The organism is Sphaerisporangium fuscum (assembly GCF_018531465.1).
GTDB lineage: Bacteria > Actinomycetota > Actinomycetes > Streptosporangiales > Streptosporangiaceae > Sphaerisporangium > Sphaerisporangium fuscum.
The window spans coordinates 57,448-73,146 of sequence record NZ_JAHDTF010000002.1 but is presented as its reverse complement, the minus strand read 5'-3'; the positions used below and the strand labels follow the sequence as shown (position 1 = coordinate 73,146).

Genomic DNA, 15,699 nt, shown 5'->3' with positions numbered 1-15,699 from the left:
GCGGTCCGCGGGTGCTGGCCCTGATCATCGTCGCGGTGACCTCGGCGTCCTGCGCCGGCGCGCCCACCGGGGGCGCCATCTTCTCCGCGCGGGGCAAGGGCCAGGGCGACCCGCTCAGCCAGCCGTACGTCCGTATCATCGCCTCCGCGCCCAAGCCGCAGGCCTCGCCCATCGACATCGTCGACGGCTTCCTGGCCGCCGCGGCGAGCTTCGACGACCCCCTGCGCACCGTCGCCCGGCAGTACCTCACCGGAGAGGCCCAGCGCACCTGGAGCCCCTTCGACAGCGTGACGGTCTACGACCAGGGTGAGGCGAAGAGCGACGCGTCGAGAGACGACATCCAGCAGGCCCACGTGACGCTGAAGGGCAACCTGCTCGGCACCCTCGACACCGACAACCACTACGTGCCGAACGACGCCTCCTCCGGCAACGAGCTGAACAAAGGCTTCACGCTGGTGAAGGTCGGCGGCGAGTGGCGCATCTCGTCCGCCCCGCCCGGGCTGCTGCTGTCGAACGACGACTTCAAGCGCGCCTACCGGTCCTTCAGCCTGTACTACCCGGCCTACCACTCGCCGGGGCTCGTCGCCGACCAGGTGCGGGTGTCGATAAACCCGGGCGTCGGGCTGGCCAAGGCGCTGGTCCACCGGCTGACCGAGGGGCCGACCACCCCGCTGCGCGGCGCCGTCGAGTCCGCCTTCGGGCCGAACGTCGACGTCAACAAGGTCTCGGTCGAGGGCGACACCGTCGTGGTCGACTTCACCTACGGCATCGTCGACTCCGTCCAGGAGCAGGAGAACAAGGAGGCGCTGTCCGCCCAGCTCTCCTGGACGCTCAAGCCCCTGACCGAATCGCGCCGCATCGAGGTCCAGGTGAACGGCGAGCAGTTCCCCGGCGGGCCGTTCGTCATCGACCCGCGGCAGTACGAGAACTTCGACCCCGACGTGCTCTCTGGGAACCCCGAGGCGTACTACCTGCAACAGGGCCGGCTGCACGTGATCGACAAGGACAGCGGCAACCCGGCGGTGCCCGGGGCCGGGGCGCCCGGCACCCACCAGTTCACCGGCCTCGCCATCTCCAACGACCAGCTGGCCAAGGCGGCCGCCGTCGACAAGACCGGCGGCATCTGGGTCACCGGCACCTCACCGGGCAGCCAGTGGCAGCGCTGGATCGAGGGCACCAACCTCACCGCGCCGTCCTGGGACCGCTACGGCGACGTCTGGTCGGTGTCCAGGCAGGGGCCCCGCAAGTCCCAGGTGCTGCGGGCGCACGACCCCTCGCGGCAGGTCCCGGTGAGCGCCCCCGACCTGGAGTCCACCGACGTCACGGCGTTCCGCGTGGCGCGCGACGGCGCCAGGGTGGCGGTGATCTGCGACGACGGGCACGGCCAGCGGGTCCTGGTCGGCTCCATCAACAGGACCGCCTGGGCGGTGCAGAACCTCCACCCGCTCGTCCCGGCCGTGGAGGACCAGAAGATCGTCGACATCGCGTGGCGGGACGCCGACACGCTGCTCGTCCTCACCAAGACCAAGTCCGGCCTCGAGCTCACCCCGTGGTCGGTCACCCAGGGCATCCGCAGCGACTCCGCCAAGCCGGCCACCCACATCGAGAACATCGCCGCCGCCCCCGAGACCGCCCCCCTCCTGGCCGGTGCCGCCGATGGCGAGATCCTCATCTGGGACACCCAGAAACGCCTCTGGACCACCCTCCTGAAAGCCCCCGCCGCCACCCCCACCTACCCCCTCGGCTGACCCCCACCACCGGCGAAGCCCCCCAGTCCCCACTGGCCCGGCCCCGGCCCTCCTGCTGCTTCCCGGCCCCCTTCCGCCCCGGAACGGCTCGCCCCTTTTGGGTCTGGCGTGGTGCTCCGGCTGCTTCGGGCTTCTCCTTCTTCGGCTTGGGTCCGCCGCCCCTCCTGTCACTTGCCGGGCCTTCCCCTTCCGCCCCGGAACGGCTCGCCCCTCTTGAGGCTGGCGGGTGTTCCAGCCGCCTCTCCTTCGGCGCCGGTACGGCGGGGGGTGGGGCGGTGAATCCGGCGCCGGGTGCGGCGGGTGACCGGTTCGGCCGAGTGGGCTGTGGACAACTTCCGGGTTCAGGCCGGCCTGTGGATAAAGGGGCTTCTGCCGGCGGTTCTGTCGGAGGCGGGCCGGACGATGGCCGCATGTTCAGCGCCTTCCTCGACCTGATCCTGCCGCCGCGATGCTCCGGGTGCTCGCGTGCCGGCGCCGTCGTCTGCCCGGCCTGTCTGGGCGAGCTCGCCCACGATCCGTCCCCGAGGCCGCCGAGCCCCGCGCCGCGTGGCTTCCCCGAGTGCTGGTCCGCGGCTCGGTACGAAGGGGCGTCCCGCCGGCTGATCCTCGCGTACAAGGAACGCGGCCGGACCGCCCTGGCCCGGCCGCTCGCCGAGTGCCTGGCCGCCACTCTGGTCGCGGCCGCCGATGGCTGCGAAGCCTTGCGGGCCGCCGGTGGCCCCTCGCGGACCGGCGGCCGCGGAGCGCTGCGGGCCGCCGGTCCGTCTCTGGGGCCGGTCGCGCTCGTGCCGATTCCGAGTTCGCGCAGGGCGGTGCGGCAGCGCGGTCATGATCCGATCGGACGGCTCGCCGTGCTGGCGGCGCGGTGCCTGCGGTCGCGTGGATCGTCCGTCATGGCGGCGCCGGTCCTGAAGCAGCGGCGGCGAGTTCGTGACCAGGCGGGCCTCAGCGCCTCTGAGAGGGCCGCCAATCTCGAAGAGGCCTTCCGCATCGAGAGATCCTTGATCGCCGGTCGTGATGGTTTCTGGGGGCGCGCAGGGCCCGTAGCGGTTCTGGTCGACGACATCGTGACGACCGGCACCACCCTCGCCGAGGCGGCCCGGGCGCTCCGGCGTGAGGGCATCGCCGTGCCCCTCGCGGTCACGCTCGCCGCCACCCCTCGCCGCTCCCGTTGAGAGTCGGCGACACCCCATCCGCCCAACAGGAGCCGACTTCGGGGTGGTGGGTGGCCGGTCGCTGATCGCGCGCGGGATCGCATCAGGGCGGGTCCGGGGTGGTGGGGGGCCGGTCGCTGATCGCGTGCGCGATCGCGTGATCGAGGCGGCTTGTCGTAGGCCGCGGCACGTGCGACACGCCCGGTTTGGAGCCGACTTTAAAAGATTACGAAGGGTAATGAATTGGTCAAATCGGGAAGTTGCCCGAGGGGTCGGCCGACGGTCGTCACCAGGGTCGATACCCCTGCTCAACGCACGCCGGAAGCCCTGGTGGGCCGGGCGCGGTCACCGTCGTGGCACCCCTCCCCGGAGGCCTCCGGAGACCCCGGAAATCACTTAAAGTGATCGTTTCGGCGGCCTCACGGCTGACATTCGGCCCGGTAGCGACTAGCGTTCGAGCATGGCACCCGTTCGGGTCCGTGGTTGCGCCGGACCGACCCCCGCAGGGGGGCCGGGCTGGCTAGCCGATGCCAGCCGCAGGCGAAACGGCCCACGTAAGGCGACTCTTCGTCGACCGATCACGGTGCGGCTTAGAGGTAAGTCCTGCCTTCCCGGAGGACCAGATGTCCTCCGTCAGAGGAGAAGGGCAGTAGTGGCACGGAGCCGCGAACCCCTCAGCAGGCGGATGTGGGGACGAAGACCAGGTCGGCCGGACGGGTGCCCTCCTCGCAGTCGAGACGAAGGGGGGCCTTGTGGACATCATCGTCAAAGGACGGCACACCAGTGTGAGTGACCGGTTCCGCGATCATGTGACAACGAAACTGGCCAGGATCGAACGACTGGACAACAAGCTCATCCGAGTCGACGTGGAGGTGTCCAAAGAAGCCAACGTGCGGGCCAGCGACCAACGCGAGCGGGTGGAACTGACCATCCACTCGCGAGGTCCCGCGGTCCGGGCCGAGGCTTCCGCCGACGACCGGTTCGCGGCGCTCGACATCGCACTCGGCAAGCTCGAAGGACGGCTGCGACGGGCGGCCGACCGGCGGAAGGTCCATCACGGCAACCATTGCCCCCCATCGGTCGCCGAGCTGACCTCCGTCCTTGCCGAGACCTACGAGCCGCTGCCAGAGCCGCTGCCGGCGGAGCCGCAGGCTAAGGAGAAGGCCGAGGCCGCGCACGCCGAGAGGCCTTCCCGGCAAGATGAGTACCCCGAACCCATCGTCCCGATCGAGATGGACGGCGACGGGCCCCTCGTCGTCCGCGAGAAGTTCCACAAAGCCGACCCCATGACCATCGACCAGGCACTGCTGGAGATGGAGCTGGTCGGCCATGACTTCTACCTGTTCAGGGACAAGGAGACAGGGCATCCCAGCGTCGTGTACCGGCGTGTCGGCTACGCGTACGGCGTGTTGCGGCTCGAGGAACAGTAACCAACGCGTTCGATGATCCTCTCGACCACCCCCGCGCACCGGAAAGCCGTGTAATGATGGCGGTTCCGACGGCGCGGGAGCGTCGCCCGGTAGAGATCGATCTACTTGGTGCGATTCTGGCTCCCCACGAGGAGGAGGCGTGACGCAGACCGACGAAACGGCCGGCCGTTCCGGGCGGGACGAGCCGATCCGCGTGCTGATCGTGGACGATCACGCGCTGATCCGGCGGAGCCTGGAGCTCGCGCTGGCCGCGGAGCCGGACATCGAAGTGGTCGGCGAGGCGAGCGATGGTCAGGAGGCGGTCGAGATCGCCGACCGCCTCCTGCCCGATGTCGTTCTGATGGACGTCCGGATGCCCCGTCAGGGCGGCATCGAGGCGACCAGGGCCATCAGGGCATCGGTTCCGAGCGCACGGATCATCATGCTGACCGTGAGCGACGAAGAGGAGGACCTCTTCGAGGCGATCAAGGCGGGAGCCACGGGTTACCTGCTCAAAGACGTACAGATAGACGAGGTGCCCGACGCCGTGCGCGGCGTCCACGAAGGCCAGTCGCTCATCAATCCGGCGATGGCGGCCAAGCTCATCACCGAGTTCGCCAACATGAGCCGCAAGGAGGCCGAACGCCCTCCGCAGCTCCCGGTGCCCCGGCTGACCGATCGCGAGATGGAAGTGCTGCGGCTGGTCGCCAAGGGCATGAACAACCGCGAGATCGCCAAGCAGTTGTTCATCTCGGAGAACACGGTGAAGAACCACGTGCGCAACATCCTGGAGAAGCTCCAGTTGCACTCCCGCATGGAAGCCGTGGTCTACGCCGTGCGGGAGCGCCTGCTAGAGATCACCTGACCGGACCCGAAGCCCGGGGGCCGCGACCGAGAAGGACGACCGAGCCCGGACGATACGGACGCGGGCGACCGAACGCGGGGGCGGTCCTCTGGCATTGAGGACTCGCGGCCTCGATCGATCGCGTGGTCAGCGGTTCTCGCGTAGGGCGGCCTCGAGAGGGGCGGTCAGTTCGGGGGTGCCGACGCGTTCGAGCCGTACGTCGTCGCAGCCCACCCAGGCCGCCGCCTCCCACAGCGCCTCGGCCATGGCCTCGACGGCGGCGGCCCGGACCGGCCCGCCCGTGCGGCCGTCGCCCGGCTCGAACCCCACCTGGCGAGCGACGAACGTCGTGCCCTCGCGGGCGGGGTCGACCCGGCCGATGAGACGCCCGCCCGCCAGCACCGGCATGGTGAAGTAGCCGTGCACCCGCTTGGCCTTGGGCACGTAGGCCTCCAGGCGGTGGGTGAAGCCGAAGACGCGCTCGGTGCGGGCGCGGTCCCACACCAGCGAGTCGAAGGGGGACAGCGGCGTGGTGCGGTGACGTCCCCGGGGCGCGGTCTGCAGCGCGGCGGGATCGGCCCAGGCGTTCGCGGCGGACGCGGCCGGGCGGGCGCCGTCTCCGGAGGCGCCCCGGACGCCGGGCCAGCCGGCGACTCGCACCGGGACCAGCCCCGCAGTGCCGTCGAGCAGGGCCTGGTCGAGCATTGCCGCGTGGGCGCCGCGCACCCGCAGGAAGTCGACCAGGTCGGCCCGGGTGGCGACGCCCAGGGCCGCGCCCGCGACGCGCGCCAGCCGGACGACGCACTCTTCGTCGGTGAGCTCCTGCTGGAGCAGCCCGGCGGGGACGACGCGCTCGGCCAGGTCGTACACCCGCCGCCAGCCGACCCTGCGCGTGCAGACCACCTCGCCGATGTCGAGGAGGAACTCCACGGCGATCTTGACGTCGGACCAGTCCCACCATGGGCCGCCGTTCTTGGCGCCGCCGAGCTCGGTGGTGGTGAGCGGCCCTTCGCTCCTGACCTGTTCCAGCACCTTGTCGATCGTGGGCGGCACCTCGTGCCAGCGGAACCGGCGCTCGCGGTAGGCCCGGCGGCGGAAGGCGTAGAGCGGCCAGTCGTCGATCGGCAGGATGCAGGCGGCGTGGCACCAGTATTCGAACGCGAGAGCGGGGTCGTGCCAGTAGGCCCGCTCGACCTTGGCCCTGCCCACGGGCCCGAGCCGGGCGTACGCCACCAGCTCGTGGGAGCGGGCCAGGACCGAGATGGTGTCGAGCTGGACGGCCCCGAGGCGGCGCAGCATGGCCGCCACTCCGCCCCGGCGGGAGTCGGCGCCGAGGAACCCTTGTGAGCGCAGGATGATGCGACGGGCCTCGTCGGCGGAGAGCTCTAGCGTGGGGGCGGGGAGACGGTTCGGCATGCCCCGATCGTAGAGCCCGCCACCGACAAAACGGCTACGCAGGTTTCATCCCGAGGACGGCGGGCCGGTTCGAGGTCGCGGTCCGGCATGGCGTCCCGGGCCGGGACGCCGATGGGGGCCGTGCGCTCGGAAGCCCTGCCCGGCCCCGGGACCCTGTCAGCGGTCCTGGGCGGTGCTCAGGCGTGGCCCTTGTGGCGCTCGAACGGAGAGTGGTGCTCCTGGACGGCGATCTCGCGGGGAGCGTCCTCGATGACATCGGAGAAGACGTCGAAGACGAGAGCGAGGATGCCGCCGACCACGATCACTCCGCCGCCGACCCAGAACAGGAACCAGTTGGGGCCCATCGTGAGGGCGACTCCGCCGATGGTGAACCCCAGGAGGATCACGGTGACGGCAAGCCACGAGGTGGGGCGTCCCGCATGGGACTGTCCGCCGTGTGCCTGTGCCGGTGCGCTCTCGGCCATCCTGACTCCTTGTTTCCTTACGAATTAGCGTGCCGTCTCGAGGGAGGCCACGAGGCAAAGGTTCCCTCCCCTTAACGTCGCACGATATACAACGTGATGCCCCCTCCCGCAGGCCGTACCCGTGTAAAGGGGCCCAGCGGAGGGAACACGGGAACCTTCCGAGCTCCGACAGCGTCGTTGACGGTGGCTGTGTCCGGTGGTGAAACCGCCTACCATGGCTGAGGGGAACTAAGGTTTCGTCCTCATGTCCCGGCCGTCGGGCCGCGGTACAGACCTGCGAGGAGCTTTACACAAAGTGCCAGCCATTCTCGACAAGATCCTTCGCGCCGGTGAGGGCAAGGTTCTGCGTAAGCTGAAGCGGATCGCCGAGCAGGTCAACTCCATCGAGGCCGACTTCACCAGCTTGTCCGACGCCGAGCTGCGCGCGCTCACCGACGAGTTCAAGCAGCGCCACGCCGACGGCGAGTCGCTCGACGATCTGCTTCCCGAGGCGTTCGCCGCCGTACGCGAGGCCGCCCGCCGCGTCCTCGGCCAGCGCCACTTCGACGTGCAGATCATGGGTGGCGCCGCGCTCCACCTCGGCAACATCGCCGAGATGCGCACCGGTGAGGGCAAGACCCTGACCTGTACGCTGCCGGCGTACCTCAACGCGATCTCCGGCAAGGGCGTCCACGTCGTCACGGTCAACGACTACCTGGCCAAGCGCGACGCCGACACCATGGGCCGTGTCCACCGCTTCCTGGGCCTCGAGACCGGCGTGATCCTCGCCAACATGCCGCCGGACGAGCGCCGCAAGCAGTACAACGCCGACATCACCTACGGCACGAACAACGAGTTCGGCTTCGACTACCTGCGCGACAACATGGCCTGGTCGCTCGAGGAGTGCGTGCAGCGCGGCCACAACTACGCCATCGTCGACGAGGTCGACTCGATCCTCATCGACGAGGCCCGCACGCCGCTGATCATCTCCGGCCCGGGCGAGCAGTCGGGCAAGTGGTACCAGGAGTTCGCCAAGATCGTTCCCCGCCTCCGTCGCGGCGTCGAGGGCAAGGACGGCGAGGAGAGCACCGGCGACTACATCGTCGACGAGAAGAAGCGCACCGTCGGCGTGCTCGAGACCGGCGTCGAGAAGGTCGAGGACTGGCTCGGCATCGACAACCTCTACAAGCCCGAGCACACCCACCTGGTCGGCTTCCTCAACAACGCGATCAAGGCCAAAGAGCTCTACAAGAAGGACAAGGACTACATCGTCGTCGACGGCGAGGTCCTGATCGTCGACGAGTTCACCGGCCGCGTCCTGCACGGCCGCCGCTACAACGAGGGCATGCACCAGGCCATCGAGGCCAAAGAGGGCGTGAAGATCAAGGACGAGAACCAGACCCTCGCCACGATCACCCTGCAGAACTACTTCCGCCTCTACGCCAAGCTCGGCGGCATGACCGGTACGGCCGCGACCGAGGCGAACGAGTTCCACCAGACCTACAAGCTCGGCGTGATCCCGATCCCGACGAACCGTCCCATGGTCCGCAAGGACCAGGCCGACGTCGTCTACAAGACCGAGGACGCCAAGTTCGCCGCCTGCGCGCAGGACATCAAGGAGCGCTACGAGAAGGGCCAGCCGGTCCTCGTCGGCACCACCTCCGTCGAGAAGTCCGAGCGGCTGTCCAAGATGCTCAAGCGCCTCGGCGTCACGCACGAGGTCCTGAACGCCAAGAACCACGCCCGTGAGGCGGCGATCGTCGCCGAGGCCGGCCGCAAGCACGCCGTGACCGTCGCGACCAACATGGCCGGTCGAGGCACCGACATCATGCTCGGCGGCAACCCCGAGTTCCGCGCGTCCATGGAGCTGCAGCAGCGCGGCCTGTCGCCGTCGGAGACTCCGGAGGAGTACGAGAAGGCCTGGCCCGAGGCCCTCGAGAAGGCCAAGGAGGCAGTCAAGGCCGAGCACGAGGAGGTCACCGAGCTCGGCGGCCTGTACGTCCTCGGCACCGAGCGTCACGAGTCCCGGCGTATCGACAACCAGCTGCGCGGCCGTTCCGGTCGTCAGGGCGACCCGGGCGAGTCCCGCTTCTACCTCTCGCTCGAAGACGACCTCATGCGGCTGTTCAACTCCGCCCGCGTTGAAATGATCATGACGCGGCTGAACATCCCCGAGGACGTCCCGATCGAGTCGGGCATCGTGTCCAAGGCCATCGCCTCGGCGCAGCACCAGGTCGAGCAGCAGAACTTCGAGATCCGCAAGAACGTCCTCAAGTACGACGAGGTCATGAACCGCCAGCGCAAGGTGATCTACGCCGAGCGCCGCCGGGTCCTGGAGGGGGCCGACCTGCGCGAGCAGGTGCGCGGCTTCGTCACCGAGGTCGTCGAGGGGTACGTCAAGGGCGAGACCTCCGAGGGCTTCGCCGAAGAGTGGGACCTCGACAAGCTGTGGAAGGCGTTCCAGCAGCTCTATCCGATCACCGGCACCGTCGACGACCTGATCGAGCGCGAGGCCGGCGGCGAGCGCGAGAACCTCACGCCCGAGCTCATCACCGAGTGGGTCAAGACCGACGCGCTCGCGGCGTACGACCGGCGCGAGGAGGAGCTCGGCGCCGAGACCATGCGCGAGCTGGAGCGGCGCGTCATCCTGTCGGTCCTCGACCGCAAGTGGCGCGAGCACCTCTACGAGATGGACTACCTCCAGGAGGGCATCGCGCTGCGGGCCTACGCCCAGCGCGACCCGCTGATCGAATACCAGCGCGAGGGCTTCGACATGTTCGCGGCCATGCTGGAGGGCATCAAGGAGGAGTCGGTCGGCTACCTGTTCAACCTCGAGGTCGAGGTGCAGGACAACCCGATCGTCGAGGAGGTCCCGCAGGACGCCGTCACCGGCGAGGTCGGCGCGATCATCTCCAAGGCGCTGCGCCGCCCGCAGCGCCCGAGCGAGATGATCTACACCGCGCCCGGTGAGAGCGGCGAGGTCGAGCAGACCCGCGTGCGCAGCACGCCGGAGCAGCGCGCCGCGTACGGCAACGTCGAGCGCAACGCCCCCTGCCCCTGCGGCTCGGGCAAGAAGTACAAGCGCTGCCACGGCGACCCGAAGAACGCCGAGGCCTGACATCCAGGGAGGCCGAGCCCCTCGGCCGGCCCCTAGATCCACAGCGGCCCCGAGACCTCAGGTCCCGGGGCCGTTCCTGTCGCCACGCGCATCCCACGGCTGCCCGATCCTCTTCCGCTGGCGTCCTCGGTGCCGCGCGACGGAGGGGATCGGCGCCGTGGTACGGCGGTGGGCCCTGCTCGGACGTGGGTCAGGCCGTCTCGAAGTCGGTGCACAGCCACTGGGTGCCGCGGCGTTCGAGGCGTAGGGCGATCACGCGGCTGCGTTCGCCGCAGTGCACCAGCAGGCACGCCTCGATGGCGCCGTCCCGGGGACGGTTGACGTGGGGGACGGCGACCCTCGGTGGCCGTCTGGTCTGGATCATCGTGCCCGCGCGGACGAGCTCGGCGTAGGCCCTGTCGGTCAGGTGCTCGGCGACGGCGGCCGGTGGCCGCCTGCCGGCGAGGATCTCCGCCATGGCCTGCCCGAGGTTCCGCAGCGCCCGCTCGTCCGGTGGCGAGCCCCCCGGAAAGCCCCTGCGCGGCCCGTAGGGACCCGCGGACGGCTCGTCGCGAGCAGTGGGGCCGGGGCGCTCGTACGCCAGCGCCAGGGCGCCCTGGGTGGGCGGCGGAGCGGTGGTTCCGGAGCCGGGAGCGCGCTCGTCGTCGTACGGCGGATCGGCCGGCGGGACGGATCGCAGCCGGGGGATCGGGACCGGGCGGGGGGTACGGGGCATCGGGAACTCCGGTGTCGTCGGTGAATCCTGCTGCATTAAGGAGTTTCCGGACCCCCTCCCTGATACGACCGCCGCCGATCTCTTCACCGGGGGCGGTCGACTCGTACGGGTTGCACCGGAAAGATCACCGTGACAGTGCCCGCCGGGCCCAGGTTGCGGCCGTTCAGCGGCGCCCGCGACTCGGTCCGAAACCAGGGCCCCGGGCTCAGACGCGCCCGGCGGGCTCGCCCGCGTCGACATCGGGTTCGGGCTCGCGGCCCGGGGTCAGGATGCCGAGGCGTTTGATCAGGAAGCTGAACACGACGTAGTACACCACCGCGTAGACCAGCCCGATCGCCATGATCTGCCAGAACTTGTCGGTGTTGGACTTGGTGGCGTTGAGCGCCGCGTCGATGGCCCCGGCCGAGAAGGTGAACCCCAGATGCCCGTCCAGGGCCGCCACCAGCGCCATCGAGATCCCGGTCAGGACGGCGTGGATGACGAAGAGCAGAGGCGCGACGAAGACGAACGCGAACTCGATCGGCTCGGTGATCCCGGTGACGAAGGCCACGAGCGCCGCCGAGATCATGATGCCGCCGACCCTGGAGCGCCGGTGGGGAGGGGCGGCCCGCCACATCGCGATGGCCGCGGCGGGCAGGCCGAACATGATCACCGGGAAGAAGCCCGCCATGAACTCCCCGGACCCGGGGCTGCCCTGCAGATAGCAGGTCATGTCGCCCGCGAACTGCCGTCCCGCCACCGTGCAGTCGGGCACCTGGAACCACACGATCGAGTTCAGCAGGTGGTGCAGGCCGAGCGGGATCAGCAGCCGGTTGCACAGGCCGTAGAAGCCCGCCCCCGCGATCGAGTGGTCCGCGAGCCACCGGCCGAGGTTCGCGATGCCCTCGCCGACCGGCTGCCAGAGCAGCCCGAAGACCACGCCCAGCAGGAGGGCGGCGAACGACGTGATGATGGGGACGAACCTGCGCCCGCCGAAGAAGGCGAGCCACGTCGGCAGCTTGACGCGGTGGTAGCGCTGGTAGAGCAGCGCGGCGATCAGCCCGATGGTGATCCCGCCGAGGACGCCGGTCGGGTTCCCCGAGCCGAGGTTGATCACCTCGGCCGTCCCGCCGCCGGCCGTGACGACCCGCTGCGCGACCCGGGCGTGCACGGTGTAGCCGGCGGAGGCGTCGAAGAACAGCAGCCGGGACACCCGGTCGAAGACCAGGTAGCCGACCAGCGCGGCGAGCGCCGTCGACCCGTCGGAGCGGCGGGCGAAGCCGACGGCCACCCCGATGGCGAACAGGATCGGGAGGTTGTCGAAGAGCGCGGCGCCGGCGCCGCCCACGATGTGCGCGATCTTGTCGAGGGTGGCGTTCTGGGTGCGGCCGAGCAGGTCGTCCTGGCCGAGCCGCATCAGCAGGCCCGCGGCGGGCAGGGCGGCGATCGGCAGCATCAGGGACCGGCCGATGCGCGACAGCACCGCCATGATCCTCGACTGCGGCGAAGGTGCCGGGGGTACGCCCGCGGCGTCGGCCGGCGCGGAGCTCATCGGCTTTCCTCCAGGGATGGGGATGGGAGGATTCAGCTTCGCCGCGTCGGTATCTCCAGCACCGTGCGGAGCTGGTACCGGTCGGCGCGGTAGGTCGAGACGCCGAACTCCACGCAGACGCCCTGCGAGAACGACCGGCGCTGCAGCAGCAGCACGGCGCCGCCCCGGGGCAGTTTCAGCAGGTCGGCGTCGCCGGGGTCGGCGATGCCGCCGTCGATGGTCAGCTCCCCGGCGTCCAGTACGACCCCGTGGCGGGTCTCCAGCAGGGCGTACAGGGATCGGCCGGACAGGTCGTAGGACCCGAGGTCGGGGGCGAAGGAGACGGGGATGTGGGCCCGTTCGATGCACAGCGGCTCCCCGTCCGCCGTGCGCAGCCGTTCGATGAAGTGCACGGCCTCGCCGGGCTGGATGCCGAGCTCGCGTGCGAGGTGGGCACTGGCCCGGACCACCCGGCGGTCCAGGTCGCGCGAGCCCGGCTCCATGCCGCGGGCACGCATGTCGTCGCTGAAGGAGGTGAGCCGCAGGGCCATCTCGATCTTCGGGCGGGCCACGAACGTGCCCTTGCCGGCGACGCGGTGCAGACGCCCCTCGGACACCAGGTGGTCGACGGCCTGGCGTACAGTCATGCGGGACAGGCCGAAACGCTGGCAGAGCTCCCTCTCGGACGGGATCGCCGCTCCGATGGAGAGCTCGTTGCTCTCGATGAGGTCGAGGAGGATCTCCCGAAGCTGGAAGTACTTCGGTACGGGGCTGTCGGGGTCGATCTGGGCCACTGATCCTCTCCTCTCGATCTCAGCGCAGGTTTAAGTTAAGGTTTGTGCTGGTCTAGTCCGGACTAGACCACATGCCAGAAATGAGTGTCAACGTACGGACCGGCGACGGATCGATAACGGCCCGATCTCGCCCTCCGCAGCCGCCGAAGGACGGGCACGGATGACCACCAAGATGCGCAGCGAGATAGCCGAGCAGCCGGCTGCCCTGCGAGCCACCCTCGACGCCCTGCTCCCGCGGATCGACGAGGTCAAGAAACTCGCCGGGCAGACGCGGCAGCTCGTCTTCATCGCGCGGGGCACCTCCGACAACGCCGCGGTCTACGGCCGCTACCTCATCGAGGCGCACGCGGGCAGGCTCTCGTCGCTCGCCGCGCCCTCCATCGCCACCACCTACAAGCGCAGGCTCGACCTCACCGGTGTGCTCGCCGTCGCGCTCTCGCAGTCGGGCCGCACCGAGGAGATCGTCGAGACGCTGACCTGGGCCAAGGACTGCGGCGCCGCCACGGTCGCGGTCACCAACGGCGGGGAGGCGTCCCCGCTCGCCCAGGCCGCCCACCTGGCCCTTTGCACCCAGGCGGGGGAGGAGAAGGCCGTACCGGCGACCAAGACCTACACCACCCAGCTCGCGGCCCTCGCGGTGCTCGCCCTCGGGCTCGGCGCCGACGTCGACGCCTCCGACCTCGACCGGGTGCCCGACGCCGTCGAGCAGCTGATCGCCGAGCCCGGCGACCTCGACGCGGTCGTCGAGGGGCTGGCCGAGGTGTCGGGCGTGGTCGTCTCGGGCCGGGGCATGGCCTTCTCGACGGCGCTGGAGACGGCCCTCAAGCTCAAGGAGGCGTGCTACCTGCACGCCATGGGCCTGTCGTACGCCGACCTGCTGCACGGCCCGATCGCGGTGGTCGACGAGCGCACCCCGGCGCTGCTGGTGGCCGCGGGCGAGGGGCCCACCCTCCCGGGCACGGTGGCGCTCGCGCGGCGGGTCACCGGCGCGGGGGCCTCGGCGTTCAGCGTCGGCGGCGGCGCCGAGCTGGCCGGGGCCGCGACGGCGGCCCTCAACGGTCCTGACCTCCCCGAATGGGTGGCGCCGATGGGCCTCATCGTGCCGGGGCAGCTCCTCACCGAGGCGCTCGCCCGCCGGCGGGGCATCGACCCCGACTCTCCTCGCGGCCTGAACAAGGTGACGCAGACCGAATAACGCCGTTAGCCCGATTTTCCGCACATTGCCCTCATTGATCTGGGCTGATCACTGAGCGGAGTGGACCGCACATAGCGCCTGACCGGGGAGATTCGGGCTCGTGCCGAAAACAGGGCTAGCGTTGCGTTGGTCTTAACGAGGAGGACGCGCATGGCGGCTAACGCTGACGCGATCATCGCCGGGCTGGGCGGGGCCGCCAACATCATCGAGGTCGAGCCGTGCATCACGCGCCTGCGCACCGAGGTGCGTGATGCGTCGAAGGTCGACCAGGCGGCGCTGAGGGCCGCCGGCGTCCATGGCGTCATGGCGGCGGGCAACGTCGTCCAGGTCGTGGTCGGTCCCGACGCCGACACGATCGCCTCCGAGATAGACGACATCATCGCCTGACCGGGAGTCCAATGACGACTGTCCTCGCCCCCGTGGCGGGCGTCGTCGTGGGGCTCGCGGCCGTCCCCGACCCGGTGTTCTCCTCGGGCCTGGTCGGCGTGGGGACGGCCATCGACCCGGTGCGGGAGCCGGGGAAGGTGCTGGCGCCCATCGACGGCAGGGTCCTCAAGCTGCACCCGCACGCGTACGTGATCGCGGCGGAGGACGGCCGGGCGGTCCTCGTCCATCTGGGCATCGACACGGTGCAGCTCCGGGGCGAGGGGTTCGAGCTGCTGGTGGGCGAGGGGCAGCGGGTGCGCGCCGGGCAGCCGGTGGTCGCCTGGAACCCCGCCGCCGTCGAAGCCGGCGGCCGGTCCCCGATCTGCCCGGTGGTCGCGCTGGACGCCCCACCCGCGAGGGTGAGCGGCGTCCTCGCGGCCGGGCCGGTGCGGGCCGGGGACGAGCTTTTCACCTGGAGGTGAACGGCCGGGCGTGAGCGCCGCGACGGGCCGACGATACGCTCGGGGTAGCGCCGTGTCCGAGGCGGCGGGTACGACTTGCCGGGGGGCGATGATCGCACGCGAACACAATTGCTTCCGACGTGGTCGCCGCCGGCCGGGTGCCGGCCGGTCCGTTACCACCGCAGAGACGTTTCCCGATATAACCCGCTAGCGCGTAATTTTGAGCGGGTGGTCCGGACCGCCCAGGCCAGGCTGAGGAGGAACCCGTGCCCGAGCGCAAGGTCATCGTGGAGTCAGAGGTCGGGCTGCACGCCCGTCCCGCCGCCACGTTCGTCCAGACCGCGGCCAAAGCACCGATCGACGTGACCGTCGCCAAGCCGGGCGGCTCGCCGGTCAGCGCGAAGAGCATCCTTTCCATCCTGGCGCTCGACGTCCGTCATGGCGAGGTGATCGTGATCCACGCCGACGGCGAGGGGGCGGACGAACTGCTCGACGAGCTGGCCGGCATCGTGTCGGTCCCCTGAGA

14 protein-coding genes are annotated in these 15,699 nt (G+C 70.2%); 9 read left to right on the top strand and 5 right to left on the bottom strand.

Annotated elements, in window-relative coordinates; translation table 11 throughout:
* Positions 1–11: 11 nt before the first annotated feature.
* The 4 genes from KIK05_RS01480 to KIK05_RS01465 all read left to right on the top strand — a co-directional run bounded on the left by KIK05_RS01480 (position 12) and on the right by KIK05_RS01465 (position 5,176).
* Entirely contained in the window at positions 12–1,748 is a 1,737-nt protein-coding gene (locus KIK05_RS01480) for an LpqB family beta-propeller domain-containing protein (RefSeq protein WP_214408659.1), read from the top strand.
* A 410-nt stretch (positions 1,749–2,158) separates the two neighbouring features.
* Positions 2,159–2,923, top strand: a complete 765-nt coding sequence (locus KIK05_RS01475; protein ID WP_214408658.1) for a ComF family protein — start codon at positions 2,159–2,161, stop codon at positions 2,921–2,923.
* Between the two features lie 731 nt (positions 2,924–3,654).
* Positions 3,655–4,332, top strand: coding sequence for a ribosome hibernation-promoting factor, HPF/YfiA family (gene hpf / locus KIK05_RS01470; RefSeq protein ID WP_214408657.1), 678 nt, complete (start codon positions 3,655–3,657; stop codon positions 4,330–4,332).
* A 139-nt stretch (positions 4,333–4,471) separates the two neighbouring features.
* Entirely contained in the window at positions 4,472–5,176 is a 705-nt protein-coding gene (locus KIK05_RS01465) for a response regulator (protein WP_214408656.1), read from the top strand.
* 126 nt (positions 5,177–5,302) lie between these two features.
* On the opposite strand, the gene KIK05_RS01460 is transcribed toward KIK05_RS01465, so the two are convergent.
* Together KIK05_RS01460 and KIK05_RS01455 are read right to left on the bottom strand one after the other, a co-directional pair.
* Positions 5,303–6,571 (bottom strand): winged helix-turn-helix domain-containing protein, encoded by a 1,269-nt coding sequence (locus KIK05_RS01460; protein WP_214408655.1) that lies wholly within the window; start codon positions 6,569–6,571, stop codon positions 5,303–5,305.
* Positions 6,572–6,747: 176 nt separating this feature from the next.
* Entirely contained in the window at positions 6,748–7,035 is a 288-nt protein-coding gene (locus tag KIK05_RS01455) for an HGxxPAAW family protein (protein ID WP_214408654.1), read from the bottom strand.
* A gap of 295 nt (positions 7,036–7,330) precedes the next feature.
* Between KIK05_RS01455 and secA the strand changes: the two genes are divergently transcribed.
* Positions 7,331–10,132 carry a preprotein translocase subunit SecA gene (secA, locus tag KIK05_RS01450; protein WP_214408653.1) on the top strand — a complete coding sequence of 934 codons (2,802 nt, stop codon included), beginning with the start codon at positions 7,331–7,333 and terminating at the stop codon, positions 10,130–10,132.
* Positions 10,133–10,322: 190 nt separating this feature from the next.
* On the opposite strand, the gene KIK05_RS01445 is transcribed toward secA, so the two are convergent.
* The 3 genes from KIK05_RS01445 to KIK05_RS01435 all read right to left on the bottom strand — a co-directional run bounded on the left by KIK05_RS01445 (position 10,323) and on the right by KIK05_RS01435 (position 13,151).
* The gene (locus tag KIK05_RS01445) at positions 10,323–10,847 is read right to left on the bottom strand and encodes an Rv3235 family protein (RefSeq protein WP_214408652.1); all 525 of its coding nucleotides are present in this window, start codon (positions 10,845–10,847) and stop codon (positions 10,323–10,325) included.
* Positions 10,848–11,052: 205 nt separating this feature from the next.
* Positions 11,053–12,378 carry a PTS transporter subunit EIIC gene (locus tag KIK05_RS01440; protein ID WP_214408651.1) on the bottom strand — a complete coding sequence of 442 codons (1,326 nt, stop codon included), beginning with the start codon at positions 12,376–12,378 and terminating at the stop codon, positions 11,053–11,055.
* A 32-nt stretch (positions 12,379–12,410) separates the two neighbouring features.
* The gene (locus KIK05_RS01435; protein WP_214408650.1) at positions 12,411–13,151 is read right to left on the bottom strand and encodes a GntR family transcriptional regulator; all 741 of its coding nucleotides are present in this window, start codon (positions 13,149–13,151) and stop codon (positions 12,411–12,413) included.
* A gap of 160 nt (positions 13,152–13,311) precedes the next feature.
* On the opposite strand from KIK05_RS01435, the gene KIK05_RS01430 reads away from it, so the two are divergent.
* The 4 genes from KIK05_RS01430 (at position 13,312) to KIK05_RS01415 (ending at position 15,697) form a co-directional block, all read left to right on the top strand.
* The gene (locus tag KIK05_RS01430) at positions 13,312–14,346 is read left to right on the top strand and encodes an SIS domain-containing protein (RefSeq protein ID WP_214408649.1); all 1,035 of its coding nucleotides are present in this window, start codon (positions 13,312–13,314) and stop codon (positions 14,344–14,346) included.
* Between the two features lie 150 nt (positions 14,347–14,496).
* Positions 14,497–14,733, top strand: a complete 237-nt coding sequence (locus KIK05_RS01425) for a PTS sugar transporter subunit IIB (protein ID WP_214408648.1) — start codon at positions 14,497–14,499, stop codon at positions 14,731–14,733.
* Between the two features lie 11 nt (positions 14,734–14,744).
* Complete coding sequence (locus KIK05_RS01420; RefSeq protein WP_214408647.1) at positions 14,745–15,194, top strand: PTS sugar transporter subunit IIA; 450 nt, start codon at positions 14,745–14,747, stop codon at positions 15,192–15,194.
* A 245-nt stretch (positions 15,195–15,439) separates the two neighbouring features.
* Complete coding sequence (locus KIK05_RS01415; RefSeq protein WP_214408646.1) at positions 15,440–15,697, top strand: HPr family phosphocarrier protein; 258 nt, start codon at positions 15,440–15,442, stop codon at positions 15,695–15,697.
* Positions 15,698–15,699 lie beyond the last annotated feature (2 nt).